Origin of the sequence: Haloarcula rara (genome assembly GCF_029338235.1) — an archaeon.
Taxonomy (GTDB): domain Archaea; phylum Halobacteriota; class Halobacteria; order Halobacteriales; family Haloarculaceae; genus Haloarcula; species Haloarcula rara.
On the sequence record NZ_CP119785.1, the window covers coordinates 828,125 to 850,362 of the forward strand.

Consider the following 22,238-nt stretch of genomic DNA (forward strand, 5'->3'; position numbering starts at 1 on the left):
TCCTCAGCAGTGTACTGTACCCGGTGAGCGCCCGCCATCGCAACCAATGAACGAGCAAACACGAACGCGAAAGCGAACCGGAGAAGCGGAGACGGAATCGACAGAGTCGACCTCGACGGCTTGCCCGGAGTGTAGCGGCTCGCTGGTCATCGACGACGAACACGGCGAGACCGTGTGTGACGACTGCGGTCTCGTCGTCGAGTCCGACGAGATCGACCGCGGGCCGGAGTGGCGCGCGTTCGACTCCAGCGAGAAAGACCAGAAGTCCCGCGTCGGTGCACCCACGACGAACATGATGCACGATAAGGGCCTGTCGACCAACATCGACTGGCGCGACAAGGACGCCTACGGCAACTCCCTGTCGGGCAAGCAGCGCCAGAAGATGCAGCGCCTGCGCAAGTGGAACGAGCGCTTCCGAACCCGTGACTCCAAGGAACGCAACCTCAAGCAGGCCCTGGGTGAGATAGACCGGATGGCCTCCGCGCTGGGGCTGCCCGAGAACGTCCGTGAGACGGCCAGCGTCATCTATCGGCGTGCCCTCGACGAGGACCTGCTTCCGGGCCGGTCCATCGAGGGTGTCTCGACGGCCTCCGTCTACGCCGCCGCCCGACAGGCCGGCGTCCCGCGGAGTCTCGACGAGATCACCGAGGTCTCCCGCGTCGAGAAGAGCGAAATCGCCCGCACCTACCGCTACGTCGTCCGCGAACTGGGCCTCGAAGTCAAGCCGGCGGACCCTGAGAGCTACGTTCCCCGCTTTGCGTCGTCGCTCGAACTCTCCGACGAGGCCGAACACCGCGCCCGCCAGCTGCTCCAGAACGCCAAGGAACAGGGCGTCCACTCCGGGAAATCGCCCGTCGGACTCGCTGCGGCCGCCGTCTACGCCGCCGCCCTCCTGACCAACGAGAAGACCACGCAGGCCGCCGTCAGCGAGGTCGCGGACATCTCCGAGGTCACCATCCGCAACCGCTACCACGAGCTGCTGGAAGCCGAGCAGGACCTTCCCGTCGCGTAAGTTCGCAGTCACGTTTTCCGCCGGGGAGAATCAGGGCTGATAACCGCGGAGGTACGTTTAATTCGGTGGCCAGTTGCTTTGGGTACATGGCTACGGATTTCGGCAGTAGCGGCCAGGATATGGCCGAGTCGAGTGACACCGACAAGGAACTCGGGAGTGCTATCGACGAGTTACTTCGCACCTCCGAGAACGTCTCGGGGAGCTCACAGGAGATAAGCGACCTCGCGAATCAGCAATCGGACAATATGCGCGAGGTCGCAGGAGAGGTATCGAACCTCTCGGCGACCGTCGAGGAGGTCGCCTCCAGTGCGAACCAGGTCCAGCAGGTCAGCGAGCGCGCCCGGGAGCTTGCCGACCGAGGTCGGGACGTGGCCGACGACGCCATCGAGGCGATGGAGTCCGTCGACGAGGCCAACGAGATGGTCTCGGAGGACGTGAAACAGCTCCGAGGACGCATCGACGAAATCGACGAGATCGTCGAGGTCATCAACGACATCGCCGACCAGACCAATATGCTGGCACTGAACGCCTCCATCGAGGCCGCTCGCGCCGGTGAAGCCGGCGAGGGCTTTGCCGTCGTCGCCGACGAGGTCAAGTCACTGGCCGAGGAGTCCCAGCAGAACGCCACCGAGATCGAACAGCTCGTCTCGAATATCAAGGCCGACACCGAGGACACCGTCGAGAGCATCGACGAGGCCAACGAGCAGGTCGAGTCCGGCATCGACCAGGTCAGCGAGACGGTCGAAATCCTGCGCGACATCGACGAGTCCGTCAAGGAGGCCGCACGCGGCGCCGAGGAGGTCGCCTCCGCCACCGACGAGCAGGCCGCCTCCACCGAGGAGGTTGCCAGCATGGTCGACATGACCGCCGAGAACGCCGAGGAGGTCGCAAACGAGATCGAGGAGATCGCCGCGGCCAACGAACAGCAGACCGCGAAGATAAACGAGATACAGTCGCTTATCGACGAACGGTAACCACAAGGCAGAGGCACCGTATCGACCCGTATGGAGACGCGCCACCGGGCTCTCACCGGCGACGCCCGCGACCTGCCACTCGCCGACGATAGCGTCGAACTCGTCGTCACCTCCCCGCCCTATCCGATGATAGAGATGTGGGACGACATCTTCGGGGCGCTCGACCCGGATATCGCCGACGCGCTCGGTGCCGGCGACGGCGACCGCGCCTTCTCGCTGATGCACGACGTCCTCGATACGGTGTGGGCCGAACTGGCGCGCGTGCTCGCACCCGGCGGTATCGCCTGCATCAACGTCGGCGACGCCACCCGCTCGCTCGCCGACGGCTTCCGGCAGTACCCCAACCACGCGGAGATAACGAATCGGTTGACCGACCACGGCCTGCGCGCGCTGCCCGATATCCTCTGGCGGAAACCCACCAACAGCGGCGCGAAGTTCATGGGCTCGGGAATGGTCCCGCCCAACGCCTATCCGACGCTGGAACACGAACACATCCTCGTCTTCCGCAACGGAAAGCGCCGCACGCTGGAGCCGGGCGCCGACCGCCGCTACGAGAGCGCGTACTTCTGGGAGGAGCGCAACGAGTGGTTCTCGGACCTCTGGGACCTCCCCGGCGAGACCCAGGCCATGGACGACGGCCTGCGGGACCGCTCGGGCGCCTACCCGCTCGCGATTCCCCACCGCCTCGTCTCGATGTTCTCGGTCCGGGGCGACACCGTCCTGGACCCGTTCCTCGGGACGGGCACGACCACGCTGGCGGCGATGGTCGCCGGCCGCGACTCCGTCGGTATCGAGCGCGACGCGGACCTGCTTGCGGCGCTCGAGGACCGCGTCGACCGCGTCGGTGAGCGCTCCCGACGGATCGCCGAGGAACGTCTGGACGCACACCGCGAGTGGGTCACGAAGCGCCGCGCCGACGGCAAGGAACCGGGCTACGAAGCCGAGTACTACGACTTCCCCGTCAACACGAAACAGGAGCGCCGACTCCGCTTCTACGCGGTCGACGACGTCGAGCGGACCGACGAGGGGTACCGCGTCACCCACGCGCCCGTGGAGTGACTAGGGGAGGAGCGCCGAGAGCGTCTCCAGGGGCGTGTCTTCGTCGTCTGGTTCTGGCTCCGGCTCTGGTTCAGGAGTTGACTCGGGCGTCGGCTCCGGGGTCGGTTCAGGAGTTGACTCGGGCGTCGGCTCCGGGGTCGGTTCTGGTGTTTCTGTCGGCGTCTCGGTTTCCGTCGGCGTCGGCGTCTCGGCCTCCGTCGGCGTCGGCGTCTCGGCCTCCGTCGGCGTCGGCGTCTCGGTTTCCGTCGGCGTCGGCGTCTCGGCCTCCGTCGGCGTCGGCGTCTCGGTTTCCGTCGGCGTCGGCGTCTCGGCCTCCGTCGGCGTCGGCGTCTCGGTCTCCGTCGGCGTTGGTGTCTCGGTCTCCGTTGGCGTCTCGGTCGGCGTGGCCGTCGCAGTGGGTGTCAGGGCCTCTGGGACCACCGGCGCGTAGAGCCCGACCTCGGTGAGCTGGGCCGTGACACCGCCGTCAGCACTGGTCGAGTCCGCGACCGGCGCCCACGCGCTGCCGTCGTAGCGCCACAGCGTCGCGTTAGCCGCTGTGTCGGTACTGATGGTCGCCTGGACGGAGCCCTCGAGGGTCGAGACGTTCAGGCCGGGACCGGCGAGTGTCCCGTTGTCGACCGGTGCCAGCGCGCCCTGCTCGACGGCGTCCAGCGTGACGCCCTGGGCGTCGATACCGACCGTCGTCGTCTCAGCGAGTTGCAGGCCGGTCGCGTCGATTGACTGGCCCTGCACGTCGATTTCGACGCCGCTGTTCGCCTGGATGGCGGAATCCTGGATCGACACGTCCACCGCGGGGCCGGTCTCCGGGGTCGTGTTGACGCCGACGGCGTTGCCCTCGATTCGGGAGTCGACGATCTGGGCGCTCGTGTCGCTGCCGACAGCGACGCCGGCACCGCCGTTGTCGGTGACGACGACGTCCTGGAGCCGGCCCGTCTGGCCCTCGTTCGAGACGATGACGCCGGTCCCACCGTTGCCGGTGACGCGGACGTTCGTCAGCGTCATGTCGTTTGCCTGCCCGGCACTGACGCCGTTCTGGCCGTTGTTGCGGACCACGGAGTCGCGCAGCTCGGTCGCGCCCTCCAGCGCGGACATCCCGTCGCCGTTCTCCTCGATCGTCAGGTTCGACAGGCTGGCCTCGTCGGATTCGGTAAAGCGCAGTCCCTGGTCGTTGTTCGCGACCACGCTGTCCTCGACGGTGAGTTCCACGCCGGCGTCGAACGTCGGGAGCGTGCTGATACCCCACTCCCAGCCGCGGACCTCGACGTTGCGGACGGTGATGTTCTCGGCCCGGGATTCGGATGGGACCGAGATACCGGTCGACTCACCGCCGACGTCGGTCTCCGCCTGGGCGCCCTGGATGGTGTTCCCGTTGCCGTCGATGGTCACGTCGCTCGAGGTGATTACCAGACACGACGACAGCGGCTGGTCGGAACTGAGGTCCCCGCCCAGTTCGTAGCTGCCGGGCTCGGAGATGGTCCGACACGAGTCGATAACCGGGCTGACAGCGGTCGACTCGACAGTGATGGTCGTACTCTCGGCGCCGTTCAGCAGGACGGTCCGGTCCCCGGCGTCTCCAGTCACGGTGTAGTTACCGGGTTCGAAGGTCTCGGTGACGGTCTCGCCGGCCGGGACCGCGACGCTCTGGTTCGTTCCGTTCTCCGGGACCGCAGTCACGTTCACCGACGTGTTGCTCGGGTTCTCCAGGGAGACGTTCTGCCCGTCGACGGCGGCGGAGAGGTCGACTGGTTCGGTCGGCTGCTGGGTAGCTGTAGCGGTCGGTGTCTCGGTGGTAGTACCGGTCGGCGTCTCGGTTGGCGTGTCAGTCGGTGTCTCGGTGGGCGGCCCGGCGACCGTGACAGTCGCCTGGTCGGAGCCGTCGATCGGGACCGAGCGCCCGTCGGTGGTCTCGGCGGTCAGGGTGTAGTTACCGGGTTCGAGTTGCTGGCTCGCCTCGAAGTTGCGCGGGACCTCGAACTGGGCGACAGTGTCACCGTCAGCACTGACGGTGACCCGCACGCGGTCGTCGTTCGGGTTGCCGACCGTCAGCGTCCGATTGTCGACGGTCGCTGTCAGGCTCTGAACCGCCGCGCCGACCGAAAGGGCCAGTTCGTCGCGGCCGGCAATCTGGACGGTGTCGCCTTCGCTGGTCTCGGCGGTCAGCGTGTACGTGCCGGGGTCGAGGTCGACTGTGGTCGACTCGCCGGCGGCGAGGGTCACCGTCTGCGGGTTCTCGCCGCCCGTCAGCGTCACCGTCACGGCCGCGTCGTTGGGGTTCGCGAGGAAGATACCGTCGTCGTCGGCCGAGGCGAACAGGCTCCGGAGCCCGTCCTCGTCACCGTCGTCGGGCCGGTCCGATTCGACGGCGCCCGTGGCGTACACCTCGATTGTCTGTGCGTTGTCGATGTTTATCTCCGCGGCCGTGCCGGCGGCGTCTGCGGCCGCGCGTTCGGTCTGGACCTGAAGCTGCTCGACCGTGACCTGCTGGCGCTGTATGAGCGAGAGCCCGCCCTCGCCGGCGCCCTTCGCGGCCGACTGTATCTGCGTGACGCTCGCGCGCTGGAACTGTGAGATGGCACCGCTCGCGGCGCTCTGTGCGACGGTCTGTACCTGCACGACCTGTACCTGCTGTATCTGAACGACCGTCCCCTGGCTCGCGCCGGCGGCGGCAGCCTGTATCTGGGAGACCGACACTTCCTGGCCGGCCGTGAGCGCACCGCGGCAGGCGCCGCGAGCAGCGGCCTGAATCTGAGTGACGGACACGTCCTGGCGCTGGACGAGCGCGCCCGAGGCGGCACCCAGCGACGCCTCCTGGACCTTCTTTGGGTCCTGGTTGCCGGTGCCCGCGGCGCCGCCGCCGGCAGCGCCGAACGCCGCTGCCTGTATCTGCGTGACGGAGACGGACTGGGTCTGGGTGAGCGAGCCGTAGGCGGCGCCCTGTGCGGACTCCTGTATCTGCGTGACGTTTACCTGCTGGGACTGGGTCACAGCCCCGGCCGCCCCGGCGGCCGACCCGATTGCGGCGCGCTGAATCTGTGTCACGTTGACCCGCTGGGACTGTGCGACCGAGCCGTGGGCCGAGCCGTAGGCCGCCGCCTGGACCTGTGTGACGTTCGCCGACTGGGTCTGCGTGAGCGAGCCCGCGGTGCTCCCGTAGATGGCCGTCTGTAGCTGCGTGACGTTCGCCGACTGGCTCTGGAGCAAGGCGCCGTGGCTCGCCCCCGTCGCGGCGGCCTGTATCTGCTCGACGGAGGCGTTCTGCTGCTGGCTCGCCGCGAGGCGCGCGGCGTTGATGGCCGCCTGGCGCTGTTCCTGGGTGATGGTGACACCCTGGCGCTGGGTCAGGTTGATACCGGTCCGTGCACCCTGGGTCGCGGCAGTCCGCTCGGCCTCGGAGAGGTTCTCTGGCTGGTCACTCTGGGTCGCGTCGACCGACGCGACCGTGTCGAGCTGGTCGCTCACGGCGCTGTAGTCGGCCGAGCCACCCGCCTGGTTCTCTCCACCGACCTGCTGGGGGCCGTCGCCCCCGAGCAGGGTGGCAGACACCGCGACGACGCTGACGACCAGCAGGGCGACGAGTACGACTGTCCGCGTTCGTGTCACGGGTCGGCCCTCCGGTAGCCACTCCGCTTGGGCCCCACAACACTCCAACCGCGAGACGCGTGGCTCTGGTTCATGGCAGACGTTGTCAAACCGCTGTAAATAAATCCGACAGACCGTTCCCGAGTCCGGTCGACCTTACGGTAGCGATAGGGTCGGTGAACGACCGCACACCGTGACGCAGTGGTACGTAACCGGTGACGGACCAGCCGAGAGACACCGACGGTACTTTGCCCCGTTTCCGCGAATACGGGGTATGGATTTCAGTTCGTTTCGCCTGCTCGCGGCTGGCGCCGACCTCGCGATGGAGCCCCACGCGCGGGCCGACGCCGACGGTATCGAGCTGCGGATGGACTTCGCCGCCGACCCGCTCGACCAGCTGGCCGGCTACGACGGGGACCTGCCGGTGCTGGTGACCAACCGCGTCGGCTGGGAGGGCGGCGAGGCCGACGACACCGCCGAGCGGCTCGACCGGCTGGAGCGGGCCGTCGAGTTCGAGGCCGTCACCGCTGTGGACCTCGAACTCGCCGCGCTTTCGGGCGAGGGCGACCACGACGCCGGCCGGGTGGCCGACCACGCACGCGACCACAGCGCGTCGGTGGTCGTCTCGACCCACGACTTCGAGGCGACACCGGACCGGGACGCCATCGTCGACCGCCTCGAGCGGGCCTGTGAACACGGCGACGTCGGCAAGATGGCATCGACCGCACAGTCGGCCGACGACGTCCTGGCGATGCTGAGTGCGACACGCGAACTGACCGCTGGCGGCGAGACCGTCGCGACGATGTGCATGGGCGAGGCCGGCCGCCACTCCCGGGCCGTCGCGCCCCTGTATGGCTCGCGCATCGGCTACGCGCCGGTCGACCCGGCGGCCGCGACGGCGCCGGGCCAGTACGACCTGGCGACGCTGCGGTCGCTCGTCGACCAGCTCGAGAGTGAGTAACGCGCCGGGGATCACCCACCGCAACACCGAACCCGTCCCCGTCCATAGTAGTCAGTGATGGCAGACGGCTATCCGACGGTTCCAGATGAGCGACTCGCCGAAGGCGGCTGGGCGGAGCGCGTCCGCGCCGAGTCGACGGTGTTCCAGACCCCGACCGCCCGCATCGTCGGCCGGACGGTGCTGTACGACGACCGGGCGCTGCGGGACGCCCTCGAGGCGGCCGGGTTCGGGGACCTGCTCGCCGGCCGGGCCGAATCGAGCGGCCGCCGGCTCGTCGAGACGGGCGCAGACGGGGGTACTGGCGATTTTTCTTCGCGACGGCGCTGTCGTTCCGCCCGCCGCTTGCCCCAGGTATCGGCCCGGCCTCGATGCTCCCGACCGTCGTGACCGAGGCCCGGCGGACCTTCACTGACGACCTCGAAGCGCGAGGGTTTCGGGACGTGGAACGGGGCCGGAGCCAGCGGGTCCGGACGGAGTCGGGCGACCGCGCCCGGCTCGCGAAAGTCACAGCGAGCTATCCGCTCGAGAGCGACGCCGCCGACCGACTGGAAATCGAGGGGTGGCTCGGCGTCTGGCACGGCAGCGGCTTCCGCATCGCCGGCGGCGCCTACCCCGTGGACGGGCTGGAGGGGCTGCTAGCCGAGACGCCGGAAAGCGAGCGGCCGACGACGGACCCGAACGACTTTCGCTCGGCGCTTTTGGACCTGGTTCGGGCGGTCGAGTGAGCCAGCCCACAGCCGGTGTCGTACGAGCCCTCGGGGGGCATGGCAACTCGCCTCCGCGACCCCTGACGTCCGAACTGTCTCGCGCGTTCGGAAGATATAGGGGCGTTCCCACTAGATTCGGGGAGTATGACCGATACCGGACGCAAGCGGCCGTGGCTCGCCGCCCTCCTCGCGTTCATCTACCCCGGCCTGGGACACGTCTATCTCCGGGAGTGGTTGCGGGCGCTCCTGTGGTTCGGGCTCGTCTTCAGCTCGACGACGCTGCTCATCAACGACTCGCTGATGGCGCCACTGTCCGACGGCGTCTCGCTCGAGGCGCTCCTGACCGTCAGCCAGAACATCCCGATGGAGGCGTCGGTGGTGCTGTTCGTCATCACGGCCTTCTCGATGGCCGACGCCTTCTACATGGCCACGCGGGGGAACGCGGAGGCGGAGACCGAGGTCGTCGCGGGGGCGGACTGTCCGCACTGCGGGAAGGAACTCGAAGACGACCTGGACTTCTGTCACTGGTGTACGACGAAGCTGGACCGGGGCGCCGAGTCCGAAACGTAGCGCCGAACGAACGGAGTCGAGCGACTACTTCTCGATGATGCTCTCTTCGATGTGCTCGCCGAAGTGTGTCGCCGTGTCCTCGTAGTGGACCAGAATCTCGTCGCCCACGTCGAGGTCGGTGACCGCTTTGCGCCCGTCGCGGGCGTGGACCTTGATGGTCTCTGCGTTCTGCAGCAACGTCTCGATGCGGTCGCCCTCGGCGGTCTCGGCCTGCACCCGGAACATCGGCCGCTTCTCTATCTTCGCGCGGCCGACGATGGCCTCGCGGGTGTGGCCCTGCTCGTCGACTATCTGGACCTCGTCGCCGGATTGGAGCTCAGAGAGGTACTTCGTCCCGCCGTCGGGGGTGCGGACGTAGGCGTGGACGGCGCCGGCGTTGACCCGGAAAGGTCGGGAGGCGACGTAAGGCGACTCGGCCGTCTCGGCGTGGACGAAAAAGAGGCCGCGGGCCATCGAGCCGACGAGCATCCCCTCGTCGTGTTCCATCAGACTGCCGGTGTCGATACAGACCCGGTCGGCGGAGCCGGTCTGCTCGATGGCGGTGACTTCCGCGTACTCCAGCTCGACGCTCTCGCGGCCGGCCTCGTCCCGGACCTCGACGGTCTTGCGAATCTCGTCGACGTCGTCCGTGTCCAGGAGGACGCCGTCGGCGCCCAGCTCCAGCGTCTCGTAGGCGGTGCGGGCGTCCTCGGCGGTCTGGACGCCGGTGATGAGTTCGGTCTCCTCGCCGACCCGGGCGATGAGGTTCTCCAGCGGGATTATCTGCCAGTCGTCGCCGATGACGATGGTGTAGTCGGATTCGGCCGCGACGGCCTCGGCGAAGGCCTCGTAGTCCTCGTCGAAGATACGGACGTAGCCGCCGTCGGTCGCCGTGCCCGCACGCCGGAGCGCCGAGAGGTCCGCGGAGCCCGAGAAGTCGGTCGGGAGGTCGACAGTGCCGTCGCCCTCGCCGTCCTTCCCGACGATAGTCGCGTCGGCGGTGGACTCCTCGTCCTCGCCCTCTGCCTCCATGACGTGGACGTCGCCGTTCGCGAAGGCGGCGACGTTGACCTCGCCGAGTTCCCGTACGTTCTCGACGTCGCTCTCGTCGACCAGTACCCAGTCCACGCCGGCCTCCAGCCCGGCGGTGATGCGTCGTCTGCGTGTCTCCCAGTCGCCGACGTCGCTGTCGGCCTTGAGCCAGACGGTTCGTGTCATACGCCCACGATTGCGACGGTGGGGCTTGAACGTGGCGGAACCGGAGGGGTGCCGGTTAGTCTGCGTCGACCCACTCATCCGGGAAGACGAGCGTGACGACCAGGACGAGACACACCACGCTGCTTGCGAGTCCGACACTGTAGGTCAGCATGAACAGCGCCGATGCCCCGCGGAGCGTGCCTGGGGCCCGACCGTCCGGTACGAGAAACTCCGGTCCGAAGCCCCACACCGGAACGACGAACAGACACAGCACGGCGATGGTGCCCGACAGCAGCGCTACGAACAGTTCGCCGTACGCGCTGAACAACGAGCGGGCGTTCATGAGTCAGTCACGAGTGATCGGTTCACGGCCGGCGCGGAGGGTCGAGCCGACGTCGCTGTCGGCCTTGAGCCAGACGGTTCGTGTCATACGCCCACGAGTGCGACGGTGGGGCTTGAACGTGGCGGAACCCGCAGCCCTCCCTGACAGCCCGTGGTGTGGGGCGTGGCCAATTGCAGAAGGGCCTTGACCCCCTGTTTGCTTGAGGCGGTATGAAACGCGGAACGCTAGTGTGGGTCGCCCTGGTCGTGGTCGGCGCGCTGCTCGTCGCCACTGCCCCGCCCAGCCCCAACTACCTCAGTGTGCTCATGCCACCCATCGGCGGAGTCCTGATTCTCGCGGGGTCCGGACTGGCGGCGTATCGGCGCCAGTAGCGTCTCTGAAAAATATAACCGCGGCGTCAGGCCTCGACTGCCAGCCCGGCCTCGCGCAACGCGGCGTCCGCTTCCGCGTCGTCGTGGACGACACTCGCGACGGCGCGTGCTATCTGCTCCGGTTCGTCGTGCTGGAAGATAGACCGCCCCATCGAGACCCCCGACGCGCCGGCGTCCATCGCACCCCGAACCATCGAGAGGGTCTCCTCGTCGGTGCCCTTCGAGCCGCCGGCGATGACGACCGGCAGCGACGTGGACTCGACGACGTGCTGGAAGCTCTCGGCGTCGCCGGTGTAGCCGGTCTTGACGATGTCCGCGCCGAGCTCCTCGCCGAGGCGGACGGCGTGGCCGACGGCCTGGTTGTAGTCGTCGGCCTCGGGGTCGATGTCCGGGCCGCGGGCGTAGGTCATCGCAAGCACCGGCAGGCCGTAGCGTTCGGCCTCGCTGGTCATCTGTGCGAGGTCCTCTATCTGTTCGCGTTCGTGGACGCTTCCGACGTTGATGTGCATGGAGACGGCGTCGGCGCCGGCGCGGATCGCGTCCTCGACGGTACCGGTCATCCGCTTGTCGTTCTCGTCGGGGCCGATGACGGTCGAGCCGTTCAGGTGGGCGATGTAGCCCGCGTCGTTCTTGTTCGGGTGGACGCGGTCCGCGACGCCGCGCTGGGTGAGCACCGCGTCGGCGCCCCCGCGGGTGATGGCGTCGACGGTCGATTCGAGGTCTTTGAGCCCCTGCGTCGCTCCGAGCGTGATACCGTGGTCCATGGGGACGACGACGTAGCGGTCGTCTGTCCCGATGCGGTCGAGTCGAGCGCGTGTCCCTGTGTTCATGTTATGGGAATCTGTGGCAAGAACGATTAAGTTCGTTCCGGTTGCGGCCGTTCCTGTGCCCCCCGCAGCGCGCCTGCCTTTAACTCTCGGGCCAGCGCTTCGAGTCGACCGGCCACCTCGTCGGTCGCGTCGCCGTTCTCGTAGCCCTCGGCGACGATATCGACCAGCGCGGAGCCGACGATGACGCCGTCGGCACCGGCGCCGACGATACGCTCGGCGTGGTCGCCGGTCTTGATACCGAAGCCGACGGCCTTTGGCACGTCCCAGTCGGCGATGCGGGCAAGCGACTCCTCGGTGGCGTCGTCGACGTCGTCGCGCGCGCCGGTGACGCCCAGACGGGCCTGGACGTAGACGTAGCCGGAGACCTGCTCGCGCATCCGTTCGAGCCGTTCGGACGTGGTAGTCGGCGCGACGATGAAGACCAGGTCGAGCCCGAACTCGTCACACGCGTCCCGGAGCGGGCCGGCCTCCTCGGCCGGCAGGTCGGGCACGACGAACCCTTCGAGGCCAACGTCAGCTGCCCGCTCGACGAAGGGTCGGGGACCTTCCGCATCTCCATACTGATAAATCAGATTGTAGTAGGTCATACAGACCAGCGGGACGTCCACGTCGAGGTCTTCGACGAACTCGAAGAACCGCTCGACGGTCATCCCCGACTCCAGCGCGCGGACGATGGCGTTCTGGATGGTCGTCCCCTCGGCGATGGGCTCGGAGAAGGGGAGACCGAGTTCGATGGCGTCGGCGCCACCGGCAGCGAGGGCCTCGACGTAGGCCAGGGAGTCCTCGTAGTTCGGGTCGCCCGCGGCGAGATACGGGACGAAGGCGGGCTCGTCCCCGAAGGCCGATTCGAGCCCCATCAGAGACCACTCCCGCCCATCCGCTGGAGGATTGACATGTCGGGCGCGATGTCCAGGTCGCGCTTGGTCGTCTCCTCGATGACAGTTTCGAGGTCCTTGTCGCCGCGACCGGAGACGTTGACGACGACGGTGTCGCCGAGGTCGTCGTGGTATTTCTCGAGATAGCCAAAGGCGTGGGCGGTCTCCAGCGCCGGGATGATACCCTCGTCCTGGGAGAGGCGGTGGAACGCCTCCAGTGCGATGTCGTCGTCGACGGTGACCGGCCGAACCCGGTCCTCGTCGACGAGATGGGCGAGTTCCGGCCCGACGCCGGCGTAGTCCAGCCCCGCAGACACCGAATGTGACTCCATAATCTGGCCGTCCGAGTCCTGCAGGAGCTTCGTGCGAGCGCCGTGGAGGACCCCCTCGTCCCCGGTCGAGAGGGTCGCCGAGTTCGGGGCGACACCCTCGTCTTCGTCGACCTGGAGCGAGGAGCCCCCGGCCTCGACGGCGTGCAGTGCGACGTCCTCGTCCTCGACGAACTCGGCGAACGCGCCCATCGTGTTCGAGCCGCCGCCGGCACAGGCCACCACGTCGGTCGGGAGCCCGCCGGTCTGTTCGATGGCCTGCTTGCGGGCTTCCTCCGAGATGACCGACTGGAAGTCCCGCACCATCTTCGGGAACGGGTGCGGGCCCACGACGGACCCGATGACGTAGTGGGTGTTCTCGACGGTGGTCGCCCACTCCCGCATGGTCTCCGAGATGGCCTCCTTGAGCGTCCCCCGGCCCACGGTCACCGGCACGACCTCCGAGCCGTTTATCTTCATCCGGAAGACGTTGGGCCGCTGGCGGGCGATATCGGTCTCGCCCATGTATATCTCGCAGGGCATATCCAGATGGGCCGCGGCCATCGCCGTCGCGGTGCCGTGTTGCCCGGCGCCGGTCTCAGCGATGATTCGCTCCTTGCCCATGTACTTCGCCAGCAGGACTTGCCCGAGCGCGTTGTTCAGCTTGTGAGCGCCGCCGTGGAGCAGGTCCTCGCGTTTGAGATAGACGTCGGTGTCGTAGCGCTCGGAGAGCTGGTCCGCGTACTGCAGCGGGGTCGGTCGGCCGCCGAAGTCGGCCAGTCGCGACCGGAACTCGTCCATGAATCCGTCCTCGTTTTCCAGTACGTACCGCTCGTAGGCGTCAGCCAGCTCCTCGATGGCCGGCATCAGCGCCTCCGGTACGAACTGTCCGCCGTACTCGCCGAACTTGGGGTCGTGTGCGTCGTCTGTACTCATGTCTGTGTGTCCGTCTGTGTCGTGTCCGTCAACCGCCGGGTGTTCTCGGTCACGTCCGAATCGCCGCCGTGGTCCATGATGGCCGAGCCGACCAGCAGGGCGTCGGCCCCGGCCGAACGCATCCGGCGGACGTCGTCCGGTGAGCCTATGCCGCTTTCCGCAATGAGCGTGACGGCTTCGGGCGCCGCCGTGGCCGCCTCGGGGAACGTCTCCAGGTCGACTTCGAGCTTCGCGAGGTCGCGGTTGTTCACGCCGACGATGTCCGCGCCGGCCGCGACCGCTCGCTCGACTTCCGCGGCCGTGTGGGCCTCCACGAGCACCTGAAAACCTCGCTCACGGGCCGCCGAGAGCAGGTCTTCCAGAGAGTCCGTGCCGTCCTCTTCCAGAAACCGGACGATGAGCAGGATAACGTCGGCTTCGACCACGTCCAGCTGGTCCTCGTGGAGGATGAAATCCTTCCGCAGCACCGGGACGTCGACGGCTTCGCGGACCCGCTGCAGGGTCTCGGCCGAGCCCCCGAAGTGGTCGGGCTCGGTCAGCACCGACAGCGCCGCCGCGCCGCCCGCGACCATCGCCTCGGCGAGTTCGACCGGGTCGTCGGTGCGCTCGCCGTCGGCAGTCGGGCTCGTCGGCTTGACCTCCGCGATAACCGGCACGCGACCGTCAGCCTCGGCCGCCTCGAACGCAGCTGGCAGCGACCGCGCGTCCACCGAGACGCGGTCGCCGCCGCCCCCGCGCTCGCGGGCCGACGCGAGTATCGACTGTACTTCCGGCGCCATCTGCCCGTTGGACTCCATTACTGAACACTAACGTACAGAAGTGTACATAAGTGTTGTCGTCCGTCGTCCCGCCACCACCGGAGCGAGGTCCCTGGAAGCTGGCCACACCCACCCACAGTGGGCTTTTTACTGGCCAGACGGTTAGGCCACGTAGCGTGGTCGAGACATCGCTCCCACGGCGGTACCGGTTGCTGGCCGCGCTCGCGCTGGCAGCGGTGACCGGCCTGGCGGTTACTGCCGGCTGGTCGGTCCCGCTGCTTGCCTTCGTCCTCGTCGGGACAGCCGTCTTCGCAGTCGGCGTCAGCGAGACGGTGGCCGAGGTCGCGCCGTGGTACTACGTCTTTCAGAGCGCCATCCTCAGCCTGTTCGGCGTCGGGCTGGTGTTGACCGGGTACGGGACGCTGCCCGTCCTCGGACTGACAGCCGCGTTCGCCCTCCTCGGCGTGCTGTCGGCGCGCCGGTACAGCCGGCTCCGTCGGACGACACCCCAGCCGGAGACGGACCCATAGCCAGTTACAAGAGCCGGCCAGCCGTTGGTCCGCCATGGAGACACCATCGGGAGACGCCGGCATCTACGCGCGCGAGTCTGCGTATCTCGACCGCCACGTCCAGTTCGGCGAAGCCGGGGACCGGATACTCTCCGTGTCGTTCCCGACACAACCGGATGCAGACGCCGACGACAGCCACCAGCTGCTCGACCGCATCGAGGCCTATCTCGGCGGGGCGACGGAGGAGTTCGAAGACGTGACCGTCGGGCTGACGGTGCCGACCGACCAGCGCAACGTCCTCGAAGCCGTCCAGCAGATTCCCTACGGTGAGGAGGGGTCAGTCGAGCAGGTCGTGATGATGACACAGGGACTGGGGTCGGACGAGCAGGACGACCAGCAACAGGTCCGTGAAGCACTCGCGGCCAATCCCGTCCCGCTGTTGATTCCCGACCACCGCGTGCGCGACGGCCCCAGCGGCGCCCCGCCGGCGGTCGAGCAGAAGCTTCGGTCCGTCGAGGGGCTCTAACTACGACCCCAGCCGCCTGACCCCCAGCCCCTCGTGGACGCAGAGCTCCAGCGCGTTGACGAGATAGTGGGCGACGACGACGGCCAGCAGGCTGTTCGTAAGCACGAAGAGGGCACCCAGCGCCGCCCCGAGCGCGCCCGTGACGACGACGCCGACCCGTCCCTGGGCGCCGTGGCCCAGCGCGAACGCCACCGAGGAGACGACGACCATCGCCCACGCGGGCGCGTCGAGCCCGGCGACGGGGACGCCGATAGCGGCGGCCCGGAAGAGCAGTTCCTCGACGATAGCGATTATCGGCAGGACGACGCCCAGCAGGACGACCCAGCCACCGGCCGAGTCGGGTGCGAGCAGTTCGCGCAGGGACTCGTCGACCCCGATACCGAAGCCGTCGGCGACCGCCGCGGCGAACTCGTTGCCGAGCCAGAAGCCGACGCCGGCCGCCAGCCCGATACCGACGGCGGGCAGCCCCGTCGAGAGTGCGTCGGCAGTAACGCCGAAGGCGGCGAGGGGTATCTCGAAGAAGAACGCACCGCCAAGCAAGAGCAGGCCGAACAGCCCCTGCGTGAGCGCGACGTTGGCCAGCAAGGCACCCGTCGAGAGTGTCTCGCTCGAGAGCTGCCCCTCGATGTGCCGGCGCTCTCTGGCGGCCCGCGTCGTCTCGAACCGCGGGTACGTGTCGTCGGCGGGGCCGGCCGTCGAGAGTCGTTCCAGCCCGTCGGTGCGGGCGGTGACGCCGCCGCTTTCACCCGAGAGCGCGCGCTGGGAGAGTTTCGAAAGCCCGAGTAACACTGTCAGCAGAAAGCCCGTGAGGCCGACAAAGGCGGCCCACTGGGGCATCTATTGCGGGCTGGGACTGCCGCTGCCCTGTCGCCCGACCTCGTGTTCGAGGGCTTTGCCCGTGATGGACTTCAGCCGGTCGACCAGCGAGTCCTTCTCGGGCTCGCCGGCGAGTGCGACCTCGAGCACTTCCGAGATGTGCGAGACCGGGACGATCTCTATCATCTCCTCGTACTCCTCCTCGATCATCACGTCCTGGGTGTTGGCCTCGGGGATGATGACCGTGTCGAGGCCGGCCTTGGCGGCCGCCTCGATCTTGTGGGTGACGCCGCCGACCGGGAGCACGTCACCGCGGACCGACAGCGAGCCGGTCATGGCGATATGCTGTTCGATGGGGACGTTCTCCAGTGCGCTGATGACCGCGGTCGCGACCGTGATGGAGGCGGAGTCGCCGTCGACACCGCCCTCACCAGCCTGCACGAACTGGATGTGGACGTCCTTCTCGGAGATGTCCTCGTCCGAGAACTTCTTGATGATAGCCGAGACGTTCTGGACGGCTTCCTCAGCCATCTCCTTGAGCTGGCCGGTCGCGATGACCTGGCCCGGGCCCTGCGAGGGCGTGACCTCGGCCATCACCGGGAGGACGATACCGCTGTCCTCGCCCATGACAGCGAGCCCGTTGACGCGGCCGACGACGTCGCCGTCGTTGACCGTGAGCTCGTAGTCTTTGCGGCGCTCGATGTAGTTGTCTGCGAGCTGTTGCTCGATGGACCGGGAGCGACGCTTGGCCTGCAGCACGTCCTCGCGGGTGGTGCGGTCCTTGTCCTCGGCGCGGGCAATGTCGCCCGCGACGCGGACCAGCCCACCGAGGTCACGGAACTTCAGGGTGAGATGGCCCTTGCGGCCCGCACGGCGTCGAGCTTCGAGGATGAGCTCCTCGACAGCCTCCTCGGTGAAGTGGGGCAGGCGCCCGTCGTTCTCGACCTCCTGGGCGACGAAGCGGGTGTACTTCCGGCGCATCTCGGCGTCGTCCTCGATGGTGTCGTCCATGTACACCTCGTACCCGTACCCCTTGATACGCGAGCGCAGCGCGGGGTGCATATTCTCCATGGCGTCGAGGTTCCCCGCCGCTATCATGATGAAGTCCGTCGGGACCGGCTCCGTCTGGACCATCGCACCCGAAGAGCGCTCGGACTGGCCCGTGATGCCGAACTCGCCCTCCTGGATGGCGGTCATCAGCTTCTGCTGGGAGCGGATGTCGAGCGTGTTTATCTCGTCGACGAACAGCACGCCCTTGTTGGCCTTGTGGATGGCACCGGGCTCGACGCGGTCGTGGCTCGGCGTCTCCATCCCACCGGACTGGAAGGGGTCGTGACGGACGTCGCCAAGCAAGGCACCGGCGTGGGCGCCCGTGGCGTCCTCGAACGGCGCGGTCTTCTGGCTGGCGTTGTTGACCAGCAGGTTCGGAATCATCGAGTCGCTGCCACGCGAGCTGTAGCGGAAGGCGAGATAGATGACACCCGCGGCGAGAATCCCCAGCAGAATCTGCTGGGCGATAATCAGCGAGTAGCCGATGACGATGGCGATGATGATCCACATCAGGAAGGTCCGCATCTGGTTGCGCTTGCGGGCCTCCTCCTTGTGGGCCTCGACGATCTGTTCGCCCTTCCCGCCGGGAACGGTGCGAACCTTCGGCTCGTTCCCATCGTCGGGGTTGTGATAGACCAGCACGTCCTGCAGTTCCTCGCGCGGGAGCAGCTGGCTCATCGCCTTCGCGAGCATCGACTTGCCCGTCCCGGGCGAGCCGATCATCATCACGTGGCGGCGCTGCTTGGCCGCCTTTTTGATTACGTCCCGTGCGTGGTCCTGGCCGATGACCTGGTCGACGAGGCGGTCGGGGACCTCGATCTCCTCGGTCGAGTCGATGTCGAGGCCGCCAAGCAGTTGCGCTTCGTCGTCCTCGAATTCGGACCCGCCCTCAATCTCGACGTCGCTGCCGAGCGTCGTGTCCGACGTTGCTCCGTCGCCGGTGTCAGGCGCCTCGCCCTCGGAGTCGGACGCCTCGTCGTCGGCCACGTGCTGGCCGGCGGCGGGCGTCTCTTCCTCCTCGGGTTCGGTCGCCTCCCGGTCGGCGTCGGGAGCCGCGTCAGTGTCGGTGTTGTCGCTCATACAAACGTTGTTAACATCGGTTTGGAAGGCCTGTCCACTGATATACTTTCTCCCCGAGGGCACCGTTACCACACCCACGTAACCGCCAGACAGCGGCGGTTCGGGCCGGGGTAACTCCACACCGGTCGAAAGCCCGTCGGGTTTATCAGACCACCAACCGCATCTTCCCGTATGCGCGGGTTCTACATCGGTCGGTTCCAGCCCTACCACGACGGCCACCACGCGATGGTCGGGCGCATCGCCGAAGAGGTCGACGAACTGGTACTGGGCATCGGGAGCGCCGACGATTCGCACACGACACACGACCCGTTCACCGCGGGCGAGCGCATCATGATGATAACGAAGGCCGTCGCCGAGTTCGACCTGCCCACCTACGTCGTCCCGCTGGAGGACATCAACCGCAACGCCGTCTGGGTGAGCCACGTCGAGAGCATGTGTCCGGACTTCGACGTGGCGTACTCGAACAACCCCCTCGTCGTTCGGCTGTTCGAGGAGAGCGGCATCGAGGTTCGCCAGTCGCCGATGTTCGACCGCGACCGCCTGGAGGGCAGCGACATCCGACAGCGGATGATCGAGGACCGCGCATGGCGGGACCGCGTCCCCAACCCGGTCGTCGAGACCATCGAGGAGATTAACGGTATCAAACGGCTCCAGCACGTCTCCGATACGGACTCGCTGGCCCGCTACGTGGCCGAAGACGAGTCACTCGAGGAAGCGGACCTCGGTGAGGACTGATGATAACGCTCGCCACCGACTTCGGTTCCCCCTATCCCGCGGCGATGAAGGGTGTCATCTGCCAGCAAAGCGACGCCCGCCTCGTGGATATCGCCCACGACCTCCCCAGACAGGACGTGCGGGCGGCGGCGTTCTGGCTGACCCAGACGCTGCCGTATTTCCCGCCGGCGGTCCACTGCGTCGTCGTCGACCCCGGCGTCGGCACCGACCGTGCCGCGCTCGTCGTCCGCGCCGGCGACCACGCGCTCGTCGGTCCCGACAACGGCGTGTTGCTCCCGGCCGCCCGGAAACTGGCCGACGAAATCGAGGTGTTCCGCTGGGCCTACGAGGACCCCGAGAGCTCGACGTTCCACGGCCGGGACGTCTTCGCCCCCGCCGCGGCGACCGTCCACAACCACGGCGTCGCCGGGCTGGACGAACTGCCGCGTGCGTCCCGGACCGACGGCTACGTCGACCGCCGCTTCCCGGACCCGACGGTCAACCGCGACGGCGCTCGCGGGGAAGTACTCGTCGTCGACGAGTTCGGCAACGCCATCACCAACGTCTCCGGCGAGGAACTGACGGCCCACGGCGGCGAGACGGTCACGGTGAACGGGCTCCGAGCGCCGGTCCGACGGGCCTACGCCGGCGTCGAGGTCGGCGAACCGCTGGTCACCGTCGGGAGCCACGGCAACGTCGAACTCGCCGTCAACCAGGGCCGCGGCGACGACGCCTTCGGCGTCACGGCGGGCGACGCCGTCACCGTCGAGTGGTGACAGTTGTTTTAGGCCCACCGAAAACCGACAGTTTTTAGTATTTTAGGTGTGCCTAAAACAATGTATGCCGGACGAACAGGCATCCCCGCTGACACGTCGGAGGCCCCCGAGAGGTCGGAGCGAGCCTGCTCGCCGGACTGCGGTCACCGAACGCGCCACGGGAGGTGAGACCACGACGAACTGACACCAGCGTCGCGGAACTGTTGTCCGCCGTGTCCGGCCACCGCCGCCCCCGGGTGGCGAGGGCCGCGACAACGGGCAACGGTCCCCGGCAAACGGTGCCATCTGTTACTGCGGCGACGTACCGTGGGCATGGTCGTCGGTCACACCGACGCTGTCGCCGCGCCACGAGCTCCAACTCGTGTCTGTCCCTTTCGCTGTTCGTCACACTCGACAGCCGACGGCTCGGTCAGTCGCCGGCGTCTCGCGATAGTCGAAAAGGACCGGTCGACGACGAATCAAAAAACCGACCAGTGCGTACGACGGACTCGAACGCCCGTCTACCGAAGCCCTCGCGCTGAAACGCTCGGGTGGTTAGCTCACGGTTCCACCGTTCGCTTCGAGGTCGCGAGGCGACCTCGCTGCTCGCGGCTGTGCCGCTCGCCGACCGAGTTCGCTACGCGAACTCTGGCTCTCCTCGAACTCTAGTCGAGTTAGGACCTCGCGACGAGACGCTCGGTTGTCTAACTCGACGAGATGACGTCGTCGATGCGGACGATCATCGTCGCGGCCTCGGTGGCCGAGTCGACCGCCTCTCGCTTGACCGCGGCGGGGTCGAGGATACCGTACTCGATGGGGTTGTCGACGACGCCTGTCTGGCCCTCGCTGATGACGCCGGCGATGCCCTCGCTCTCGTGGCGCGAGCGCAGGTCGACCAGGGCGTCGATGGCGTCGAGGCCGGTGTTCTCCGCGAGCGTGCGCGGGAGGACGTCGATGGCGTCGGCGAAGGCCTCGACGGCGAGCTGCTTGCGGCCCTCGATGGAGGCGGCCTTCGAGCGGATGTGGTCGGCGGCGGCGATCTCGGTCGCGCCGGCCCCGGGGACGACACCGCCGGCGTCGAGCGCGGCGATGGTCACGTCAAGCGCGTCGTTGAGCGCGCGCTCGATCTCGTCGACGACGTGCTCGGTCGAGCCACGCGCGAAGACGGTGACCTTCTCCGCGGCGGCGCCGCCCTGGATGAAGGTAACCTCCTCGTCGCCGTGCTTCTCGACGCCGACGGACTCGGCGAAGCCGAGCGCGTCTTCGTCGACGTCCTCGACGGAGCCGACGCGCTTGGCGCCGGTGGTCTCGACGATGTCCTTCGCGGTGCCGGAGCTGACGCTCTCGACGGCGAGGACGCCGGCTTTCGCCAGCTGGGAGGCGACGCGGTCCGCGACGTCGTCGGTGACGAAGACGACGTCGGCACCCGAGTCGACGACCGCTTCGGCGTAGCCCGACAGCTCCTCTTCCTCGGCGTCGAGGGCGGCGTTGAGCTGGTCGACGTTGGTGACGTTGTACTGGGCGTCGACGTTGCTCTCCTTGACGTCGAGCTCGGCGTCCAGCACCGCGATGTCGGCCTCGGCGACCGAGGTGGGCATGTTGTCGTGGACGGGCGTGTCGTCGATGATGACGCCCTCGACGAGTTCCGTCGCGGAGGTGGCCGCGCCGGTCTGTGTGTGGACCTCGATGTTGTCACGCAGGACCCCGTTGTCGGTCTTGGCGTGGCGGACGGCCTCGACGATGACCTCGGCCAGGCGCCCGGCGTCGACGTCGCCGGTGCCCTTGCCGGTCATGGAGGATTCAGCGACCTCGACGAGGGTGTCGTCGTCGAGTTCGACGTCCAGGATTTCGCCCTCGATGGCCTCCTGGGCCAGACCCGCGGCCTCGTGGTACCCCTCGACGATGGTCGTCGGGTGGACGTCGTCGTCGAGCAGGTCCTCGGCCTTCGCGAGCAGTTCACCGGCCAGGACCGAGGCCGTGGTCGTCCCGTCGCCGACCTCGTCCTCCTGGGTCTGGGCGACCTCGACGATCATCTGTGCGGCCGGGTGCTCGATGTCCATCTCCGAGAGGATGGTCGCGCCGTCGTTCGTGATGACGACGTCGCCGCTGTCGGAGACGAGCATCTTGTCCATCCCGCGCGGGCCGAGCGTGGTGCGTACGGCCTCGCTTACGGCTTTGCCGGCGGAGATGTTCGACGACTGTGCGTCCTTCCCGTGTGTGCGCTGGGCGTCCTCGTCGAGAATGAAGAGGGGCTGGCCGCCCATGCGCCGCTGGCCAGATGACATAGTGATGTGACCTCACCTTATTCATCGCAAGCGGTTCTATA

22 protein-coding genes are annotated in these 22,238 nt (G+C 67.7%); 12 read left to right on the top strand and 10 right to left on the bottom strand.

The features are described 5' to 3' along the window. Nucleotides 1–46 precede the first annotated feature (46 nt). The 3 genes from P1K32_RS04355 (at nt 47) to P1K32_RS04365 (ending at nt 3,045) form a co-directional block, all read left to right on the top strand. Nucleotides 47–1,012: a transcription initiation factor IIB gene (locus P1K32_RS04355; protein WP_276251491.1), complete on the top strand. Its 966-nt coding sequence runs from the start codon at nt 47–49 to the stop codon at nt 1,010–1,012. An 86-nt stretch (nt 1,013–1,098) separates the two neighbouring features. Further along, a complete protein-coding gene (locus P1K32_RS04360) occupies nt 1,099–1,986 on the top strand; it encodes a methyl-accepting chemotaxis protein (RefSeq protein WP_276251492.1) in 888 nt (295 codons plus the stop codon). A gap of 30 nt (nt 1,987–2,016) precedes the next feature. After that, nucleotides 2,017–3,045, top strand: a complete 1,029-nt coding sequence (locus P1K32_RS04365) for a DNA-methyltransferase (protein ID WP_276251493.1) — start codon at nt 2,017–2,019, stop codon at nt 3,043–3,045. On the opposite strand, the gene P1K32_RS04370 is transcribed toward P1K32_RS04365, so the two are convergent. After that, nucleotides 3,046–6,648 carry a right-handed parallel beta-helix repeat-containing protein gene (locus P1K32_RS04370; protein WP_276251494.1) on the bottom strand — a complete coding sequence of 1,201 codons (3,603 nt, stop codon included), beginning with the start codon at nt 6,646–6,648 and terminating at the stop codon, nt 3,046–3,048. A 253-nt stretch (nt 6,649–6,901) separates the two neighbouring features. Between P1K32_RS04370 and P1K32_RS04375 the strand changes: the two genes are divergently transcribed. From P1K32_RS04375 to P1K32_RS04390, 4 genes are all read left to right on the top strand, one after another. Next, entirely contained in the window at nt 6,902–7,588 is a 687-nt protein-coding gene (locus tag P1K32_RS04375) for a type I 3-dehydroquinate dehydratase (RefSeq protein WP_276251495.1), read from the top strand. A 57-nt stretch (nt 7,589–7,645) separates the two neighbouring features. Continuing rightward, nucleotides 7,646–7,975 (top strand): DUF6517 family protein, encoded by a 330-nt coding sequence (locus P1K32_RS04380; RefSeq protein WP_276251496.1) that lies wholly within the window; start codon nt 7,646–7,648, stop codon nt 7,973–7,975. Then, nucleotides 7,912–8,313 (top strand): DUF6517 family protein, encoded by a 402-nt coding sequence (locus P1K32_RS04385; RefSeq protein WP_473092379.1) that lies wholly within the window; start codon nt 7,912–7,914, stop codon nt 8,311–8,313. Before P1K32_RS04380 ends, P1K32_RS04385 begins: the two co-directional genes overlap by 64 nt. Before the next feature lie 126 nt (nt 8,314–8,439). Further along, on the top strand, nt 8,440–8,865 hold the full coding sequence (locus P1K32_RS04390; protein WP_276251498.1) for a DUF7575 domain-containing protein: 426 nt from the start codon (nt 8,440–8,442) through the stop codon (nt 8,863–8,865). Between the two features lie 24 nt (nt 8,866–8,889). Here P1K32_RS04390 and P1K32_RS04395 read toward each other — a convergent pair whose 3' ends face one another. After that, complete coding sequence (locus P1K32_RS04395; protein ID WP_276251499.1) at nt 8,890–10,062, bottom strand: 3-dehydroquinate synthase II; 1,173 nt, start codon at nt 10,060–10,062, stop codon at nt 8,890–8,892. 55 nt (nt 10,063–10,117) lie between these two features. Continuing rightward, nucleotides 10,118–10,384 (bottom strand): hypothetical protein, encoded by a 267-nt coding sequence (locus P1K32_RS04400; protein ID WP_276251500.1) that lies wholly within the window; start codon nt 10,382–10,384, stop codon nt 10,118–10,120. 209 nt (nt 10,385–10,593) lie between these two features. Between P1K32_RS04400 and P1K32_RS04405 the strand changes: the two genes are divergently transcribed. Beyond that, nucleotides 10,594–10,755 (top strand): hypothetical protein, encoded by a 162-nt coding sequence (locus P1K32_RS04405; RefSeq protein WP_276251501.1) that lies wholly within the window; start codon nt 10,594–10,596, stop codon nt 10,753–10,755. A 26-nt stretch (nt 10,756–10,781) separates the two neighbouring features. On the opposite strand, the gene P1K32_RS04410 is transcribed toward P1K32_RS04405, so the two are convergent. The 4 genes from P1K32_RS04410 to trpC are packed head-to-tail and all read right to left on the bottom strand — an operon-like array spanning nt 10,782 to nt 14,501. Then, nucleotides 10,782–11,585: a 2-amino-3,7-dideoxy-D-threo-hept-6-ulosonate synthase gene (locus tag P1K32_RS04410; RefSeq protein WP_276251502.1), complete on the bottom strand. Its 804-nt coding sequence runs from the start codon at nt 11,583–11,585 to the stop codon at nt 10,782–10,784. A 26-nt stretch (nt 11,586–11,611) separates the two neighbouring features. Continuing rightward, nucleotides 11,612–12,442 carry a tryptophan synthase subunit alpha gene (gene trpA, locus P1K32_RS04415; protein WP_276251503.1) on the bottom strand — a complete coding sequence of 277 codons (831 nt, stop codon included), beginning with the start codon at nt 12,440–12,442 and terminating at the stop codon, nt 11,612–11,614. Further along, complete coding sequence (gene trpB, locus P1K32_RS04420) at nt 12,442–13,704, bottom strand: tryptophan synthase subunit beta (protein ID WP_276251504.1); 1,263 nt, start codon at nt 13,702–13,704, stop codon at nt 12,442–12,444. Before trpB ends, trpA begins: the two co-directional genes overlap by 1 nt. Further along, a complete protein-coding gene (gene trpC / locus P1K32_RS04425; protein WP_276251505.1) occupies nt 13,701–14,501 on the bottom strand; it encodes an indole-3-glycerol phosphate synthase in 801 nt (266 codons plus the stop codon). The genes trpB and trpC overlap by 4 nt, the downstream gene beginning before the upstream one ends. Nucleotides 14,502–14,638: 137 nt before the next feature. Here trpC and P1K32_RS04430 point away from each other — a divergent pair, with 137 nt between their 5' ends. Both P1K32_RS04430 and P1K32_RS04435 read left to right on the top strand, forming a co-directional pair. Continuing rightward, nucleotides 14,639–14,992, top strand: coding sequence for a hypothetical protein (locus P1K32_RS04430; protein ID WP_276251506.1), 354 nt, complete (start codon nt 14,639–14,641; stop codon nt 14,990–14,992). 34 nt (nt 14,993–15,026) lie between these two features. Continuing rightward, a complete protein-coding gene (locus tag P1K32_RS04435) occupies nt 15,027–15,497 on the top strand; it encodes an MGMT family protein (RefSeq protein WP_276251507.1) in 471 nt (156 codons plus the stop codon). Here P1K32_RS04435 and P1K32_RS04440 read toward each other — a convergent pair whose 3' ends face one another. Next, nucleotides 15,498–16,334, bottom strand: a complete 837-nt coding sequence (locus P1K32_RS04440; protein ID WP_276251508.1) for a CPBP family intramembrane glutamic endopeptidase — start codon at nt 16,332–16,334, stop codon at nt 15,498–15,500. Then, nucleotides 16,335–18,443: an ATP-dependent protease LonB gene (gene lonB, locus P1K32_RS04445; RefSeq protein ID WP_276251509.1), complete on the bottom strand. Its 2,109-nt coding sequence runs from the start codon at nt 18,441–18,443 to the stop codon at nt 16,335–16,337. Nucleotides 18,444–18,614: 171 nt separating this feature from the next. Here lonB and P1K32_RS04450 point away from each other — a divergent pair, with 171 nt between their 5' ends. Then, nucleotides 18,615–19,178 carry a nicotinamide-nucleotide adenylyltransferase gene (locus P1K32_RS04450; RefSeq protein WP_276251510.1) on the top strand — a complete coding sequence of 188 codons (564 nt, stop codon included), beginning with the start codon at nt 18,615–18,617 and terminating at the stop codon, nt 19,176–19,178. Then, nucleotides 19,178–19,933 carry an SAM hydrolase/SAM-dependent halogenase family protein gene (locus P1K32_RS04455; protein WP_276251511.1) on the top strand — a complete coding sequence of 252 codons (756 nt, stop codon included), beginning with the start codon at nt 19,178–19,180 and terminating at the stop codon, nt 19,931–19,933. Before P1K32_RS04450 ends, P1K32_RS04455 begins: the two co-directional genes overlap by 1 nt. A 683-nt stretch (nt 19,934–20,616) precedes the next feature. Here P1K32_RS04455 and thsA read toward each other — a convergent pair. After that, nucleotides 20,617–22,176, bottom strand: a complete 1,560-nt coding sequence (thsA, locus tag P1K32_RS04460; RefSeq protein WP_276252163.1) for a thermosome subunit alpha — start codon at nt 22,174–22,176, stop codon at nt 20,617–20,619. Nucleotides 22,177–22,238: the final 62 nt, after the last annotated feature.